Source organism: Primorskyibacter sedentarius (genome assembly GCF_004342065.1).
Lineage (GTDB): Bacteria > Pseudomonadota > Alphaproteobacteria > Rhodobacterales > Rhodobacteraceae > Primorskyibacter > Primorskyibacter sedentarius.
Window position 1 is genome coordinate 1 of sequence record NZ_SLZU01000053.1, and the last position, 5975, is coordinate 5975.

4 protein-coding genes are annotated in these 5975 nt (G+C 50.2%); 3 read left to right on the top strand and 1 reads right to left on the bottom strand.

Annotated elements, in window-relative coordinates:
- Nucleotides 1-425: 425 nt before the first annotated feature.
- Nucleotides 426-1451, top strand: coding sequence for an IS1595 family transposase (locus EDD52_RS23135; protein WP_132248972.1), 1026 nt, complete (start codon nucleotides 426-428; stop codon nucleotides 1449-1451).
- A 66-nt stretch (nucleotides 1452-1517) separates the two neighbouring features.
- On the top strand, nucleotides 1518-2093 hold the full coding sequence (locus tag EDD52_RS23140; protein ID WP_132248973.1) for a hypothetical protein: 576 nt from the start codon (nucleotides 1518-1520) through the stop codon (nucleotides 2091-2093).
- 116 nt (nucleotides 2094-2209) lie between these two features.
- Here EDD52_RS23140 and EDD52_RS23145 read toward each other — a convergent pair whose 3' ends face one another.
- Nucleotides 2210-3274 (bottom strand): acyltransferase family protein, encoded by a 1065-nt coding sequence (locus EDD52_RS23145; protein WP_132248974.1) that lies wholly within the window; start codon nucleotides 3272-3274, stop codon nucleotides 2210-2212.
- A gap of 320 nt (nucleotides 3275-3594) precedes the next feature.
- On the opposite strand from EDD52_RS23145, the gene EDD52_RS23150 reads away from it, so the two are divergent.
- Entirely contained in the window at nucleotides 3595-5595 is a 2001-nt protein-coding gene (locus EDD52_RS23150) for a hypothetical protein (protein WP_132248975.1), read from the top strand.
- Nucleotides 5596-5975 lie beyond the last annotated feature (380 nt).

Genomic DNA, 5975 nt, shown 5'->3' on the forward strand with positions numbered 1-5975 from the left:
TCACAAAATCAACCGGCTCGACGAATTGCTTCCTTGGAATTGGACACCAGCACCGCCCGAAGATTGCAAGGCGGCCTAAACCGGGCGGTTACTTTTTAGCAGCCTGCTATATGCACGGAAATACAGCTGCATTCGACGGTCGAAATCGAGCCGAACATCGGCCGTTTTCGACACATTTGATATGCCAAAATACAACACATTATTGACTGACGGATGCGAAGATAATTAAGCCATCTATAGACTATAGGTTTGAAGTTTAGAAACCCGCTTATCCACGAGAAAAAGCGGCTGAAAAGATAAAGGCTTGTGATCGCTGCAGTTTCAACCTTCTGCAGGGTATTTTACGCGAGATGCCTGATCTTTACTTCGTCGAAACGGGTTCGGGCCAAGATTGCCTGGTTCACGACACGAGCGGAGGCCCCCCGATGATCACCGAACTCAAGTCGATCCCTGACATTTGGAAACGTATGCCGAGCGAAACGCACGCGCGTCGGTTCCTGGAAGGTATTATCTGGTCAAGCGGTCGCTTCTGCCCGCATTGCGGATCAGTGAGTTCCACCGCCCTGCGCGGTCGAACGTGCCGCCCTGGCCTATACCAGTGCAGAGACTGCCGACTCCAGTTCACCGTAACCACCCATACCCCGATGCACAGCACCAAGCTCGATCTGCGGCTCTGGATCTGCGCGATGTTCCTGGTGCTCACATCGAGCAAGGGCATCTCCTCAGTCGTGATGGCACGGCTGCTCGGTGTGAACCAGAAAACCGCCTGGAAGATGGGGCACGCCATCAGGGAAATGATGGACGACCGGAACGGCGATCTGCTGCCACTGGAGGGCATCGTCGAAGTGGATGAGGCCTACGTTGGCGGAGCCCCGAAATCTCTCTCGGGCGCCTACAATCCGCGCGGCAAGGGTTGCGGCAAGCCGATGGTCTTCGTTGCGGCCTCCCGGGACGGACAGGCGCGCGCCAAGGTTGTTTCTGATGATCAGCGCGTCACGCTGGAGCCAGTCCTCGCGGCATGGATTGTGTCCGACGACATCACGCTCATGACGGATGGCAGCACGAGCTACCTCGGCATTGGCGCGACGATGGAGGAGCACCATCGTGTGATCCACAGCCAGCATGAATACGCCAATCCTGAGACCGGCGCCCATGTAAACACGGCAGAGGCAGTCATCGCCCAGGTGCAGCGGGCATTGGTCGGTGTCTACCACAACCTGGGCCGCAAGCACCTTCAGCGATACCTCGATGAGATCGTCTGGCGCTGGAACCACCGCGAACCGTTTCGAGAGATGGTAAAGCAGTGGACTACGAAGGCGGGTGTCGATCGCGAGAGAACCATCACGATCTGGAAGCCTATTCCCGTCGTCGACCAGCTTCGGGTTCTCCTTCGGGGAGCCGTCGGCAAACAGATGCGGCGATCAAAGGACTTCGGACTTTGCTGGCCCTAATATCTCGCTTCTTCTCTTGGGAAAGGGGGCTGATGGACCTTAAATTAAGAAGGAGGAGGGCAGTAGGTGTCAACGATAAATAAATACTTGGCCGCAACATGCGTTTCAATATCAATATTGCTGATTCCGACTTGGCACTTCGCCTCTTCTCGGGATGAGAAAATTTCTCAAGATATTGAGGAATACAGAGATGTCATTGAAAAATACTACATTTATGGCGGCCATTTGCCAAAGGTAAAAATTTCAGAAATTGAAGGTATCAGTCTTGATGAATTGATCGAGCGAGTCATTAGCTCACCTAATAAAGACAGCTGCACATCAGATAGCTGTATCGACATTACAGTTATGTGTCCAGACGATCATGACGGACCCGTATGCAGATATGTAACAGCAGAAATCGAGAGAGTCGGAGGCATAAAGGTCACCGATCGAGACGACGAAATTTTTGCGGTGTTAGTTTCTGAAAGTGAACTAAGCTTCCAGCCAGTATTCAAGGCCATGAAGGGTGGCAAAGAAATTGCAAGATATAGTTTCCCCAGGTATCCGGCGAGGAGCTCTGAAGGACGACACGTCCTTTTGAGGGGGCCGGCTGGAATATTAAAAATCTCAAACGCTATCAAGGCAGACGCAGGCAAGAAATGACAAATTACGACCCGCTTTTTCTCGTGGATAAACGGGTTTAGAAATATATATCAAATTTGATAGCACCTCATATTTCGAAAAGTGTTCAGTGATTTGCGATAAAGGATCGATAATTTTCACGAATCTGGACGAAATTTTTGAAAATACTTTTCGATAGTACGGAAGCTAAATTCCGCAATCACGTATGCTAGAGCACTATAAGATAGGAATATAATCCAGCTGTTTGATATTCCGATTGCAAATAATCCTCGATTTGTCACATCTAAAGCTAACAGGTGGTAGAGATAGACGCCATAGCTAACCACCCCAAATCTTTTTATCGGCTCTAGTTGTAGGAGATACTTCCCAATAACGTCTTCACGAATTACTAGGGACGCAAGGATTGCGGTCATCACTAAGTGTAACGCTAGATTTGGGGCGCCACGCAGATCTTTTGGTAGTATTTGCATAAATACCAGAAGAGCAATTGTTAGAACAAAGGCGCTCCATCTGCTGCCAAAAATGCTTTCTAAAATCTCAAAACCAATTTTTGTATTCAGAGCGTATGCTAGCAAAGAGCCTAAAATAAGAGGGGCGTAGGTCGCACCGGGCAGTCTTATCAGGAGTGGTCCGACTGGTACTGGCGCGCCACCGAGCAGCCCAGCTATACCGGCTACGTTTAGTGCGATAAGTAGTATACCAACATGAAAAATATACCTTAGAGGGACCGCTAACAAAATTATAGGCCATACTAGGTAAAACTGTTCTTCAACAGATAGAGACCACGTAGGCCCTAGGGTAGGAATGTCTGTTGTTAAGAAGTTTGATAAAAAAAAGTAGTAGAACGGAACATATTGAGCCAAATCGACCCTATCACTTATAACTACGTAATAAAAAGATACGCATGTTACAACAAAATAGTACACGGGTATTATTCTAATAATGCGCCGAATGTAAAAATTTCGGAGCGAGAATTTTCCAAATTTCTCCTTTTCGCGAAGGAGTAGGGTTGTAATTAGGAAGCCACTTAGAACGAAAAAAAAGTCTACCCCCAAAAAACCGCGGGAAAGAATTGCGAAATTTTCACTAGAAACCGGCGGAGCATGGTGCCATAGAACCATAAAAATGCAAAAGAATCGCAATCCGTCGAGGTTCGAGAAACGGAGGCGTCCCTTGTATGCTTCAAACCTACTCAACGGCATGCGGATTGTCTCTTTTTGAACCTAGCCCCCGATGTACTTCCAATTAATTTCTTGAAAAGGCAAGTGGTTGGTTGATGCCCGAACACTAATCCTTCCCTTTTGAGGGGGGCGGGTAGGTCTTTGTGATGAGGCAGCCCTTCGGTGCCTTCGATGCGCTAAGGTGGGTCAGCAATGGTTCGTGAAGGAAGGGTCACACGATACACAAGGTTATGTAGATGCTATTTACAACCCACTGCAACTCAAGTTTTGTCGAGCTTCAAGCCTTGTAAATCTGGAACGGAGAGAACCCTTCGTTCTGGTTGCTTATGAAGGAGTTTTCGATGCTGAAACACTTTATGCCGCGGTGGGCTGGGTTCAGGCGTCAACTCACCAACGAAAGGGGTATAGCTGCTGCATGGGGCAGTTCCTCACCATCCGGCGAGGCTACTATCTGGACCCAGCAACCTAGCTCCCGGGTAGACGTCAGGATTAATGTGAGGCGGAGTGAACATCGAGTCGCACCAGAGGGAATATTTTTTGATCTCACGCTGGACGGCTTCGACACCAACACTCTCCCAAACACGGCTGCATATGATCCAAGCTATCATGACAAGTACGTTTTCTGGGATTATGGGGAGGAGTACTTCTTTACCGCTCCGACCCAGATCCTTGCCATGGACGCTGCTGATGGTGGCAACCGAAACAATGCGCGCTATAGCCGAGGGCCACTGGGGTCACACGTGTTTCGAACTCCAGGTTTTCACGTGGTGCGTGTGGCCGTGGTGGAGCCATCATCCGGGAAGGTCGGTTTTGGCCAGCTTGAGTTGAGCATCGGTGATCCTGAAAAGTTTTATGCAGGCACCACGACGCTTTTCGTTGATGTTACAGGATCCTATACGAACGCACCTATCGGATCGCGAACATTTCGAAACATAGACGCAGCCCTGTCAGTACTGAATACTGCCACAACACCGCATCGTATCGTTCTGGAACGGGGACAGACCCATATTATGTCAGCGCCGTTCGGATATCGCGCACCACCCAATGCGTCCGGCATCAGCTTACGTGTGGAGGCTAGGGATGGTAAAAAAGACAAACCCGTTATCACTGTAGGAACAAAGGTATCGAGCGGCTCAATCCTATTACTTGAGAACTCTTTACGTAATATACGCGGCAGCATCAGCAGCGGAGTGACCTTTCGAGGAATCGATTTTCAGGGGCCTTGGGATGTCACTATACCATCAGGGCGCAAGGTGGACTGCCTCGCATTTAATGGAGTCTACGGAAGCAAGAACGTCGTAATCGACCAATGTAACTTTTCGGGTTGGGCGACAACATTCCATGCCAATAGTGCGAAAGGAAGAACGCCCGACCGCACTGTCTTCTTCAACGATGTTGGGGTATCGGGCTGGGCAGGGATCGGATTTTTTGGCGGTGCAGATTCCGCTCTGTCTTTCACCGGCTGCGGTTTTGTACAAGGGACTGATGCGGTAACTCGCCAGTCTCAAGATAACAAGTCTCTTGGTCCACTTCGAGTATCTTCATCGCGCATGTGCAATATGTGGGCCTGCGATTTCTTCAGTTCTACAGGCTGGAGCCCATATAGTTCTATAATCGCAATCCAACCTGCAATCAGGTGGAACACGTCACCAAACGTAATGGGCGCGCGCTTGAACCTTCAGGCCTGTGCTATAGAGAGTGGGAGACTGGCGCTGTCCCTAAAGCCACAAAATACGGGTCAAGCGCGCATGCAGGCCAATGCCATCGTCGAAGGTAATATCGCAATCAGCGGATTTCAGGGTAGTGCCGTTGCAGACATCGCCTTCGGGGGCACAACGCTCAGGAACAACATTCTCGTTTTTGCTGGAGATAAAAACAGCGCGCCGATCGGCGGTCAGAACCAAGGGATTAGGGGTTTCATCTGGCTTTATGGAGGAGCACAGGCCAAGTCCAATAATGAAGCCATGCCGTTGTTGGCGTACAACAACACGCTAGTTAATCTGACAAACACCAACGCCCGTGAATTCGAAGATTCAATAGGTTTTTCCAATCTGATCATGATGAACAACCTAGTTCACCAACCACACCTCGGCGTTCCGGAAACGCCCTTCGCTCCGCTCTTTCAAAAGCGAGCTTTTGCATCGCGGTACAAAGGTTATCGTCCAGATAATTCGACACTTCACGGGACTTATGCAAATCCCAAGAACAGCGGGTCTACGTGGATACCACAAATCAGATCCCGCGCGTTGGGGGCGGCACTCTCCGAACCGGATGCCTACACGGATTTCAAAGGAGATCGTCGCCCCGAACCACCTTCAATTGGAGCGATGGAGGCTGATTGATATGTTCGATTTAGTATCCATTCATTGGTTCAAACCGGCTCTGTTGATGGCGTGGATGCCCCTCCCGACGGCATCGCAACGTGCCATTGTGGTGAGTGTTAAAGCCATCATAAAAGGAAGGAGCATCCATGTCCGAAGTTACTCTCATCGGTATCGACTTGGCAAAGCGCGTTTTCCAGCTGCACGGCGCGCGCTGTAACGGTTCGGTCGCGTTCCGAAAGAAGCTGTCACGGGGGCAGTTGCTGGCGTTCGTGGCACAGCAGCCCAAATGTCTGATCGCTATGGAGTCGGCTTTGAACAACGCCTTCAGACCGCCTGAGCGACAGGAATTCGCGTTGTCGGCGACTTCAGGTGGGCCGCAAGCCAGCAGATGACTGCAG

What these genes read in the sequence shown, in the direction of transcription:
- EDD52_RS23135 (WP_132248972.1), top strand. Translation starts at nt 426, where the DNA reads ATGATCACCGAACTCAAGTCGATCCCTGACATTTGGAAACGTATGCCG.
- EDD52_RS23145 (WP_132248974.1), bottom strand. Translation starts at nt 3,274, where the DNA reads ATGCCGTTGAGTAGGTTTGAAGCATACAAGGGACGCCTCCGTTTCTCG.
- EDD52_RS23150 (WP_132248975.1), top strand. Translation starts at nt 3,595, where the DNA reads ATGCTGAAACACTTTATGCCGCGGTGGGCTGGGTTCAGGCGTCAACTC.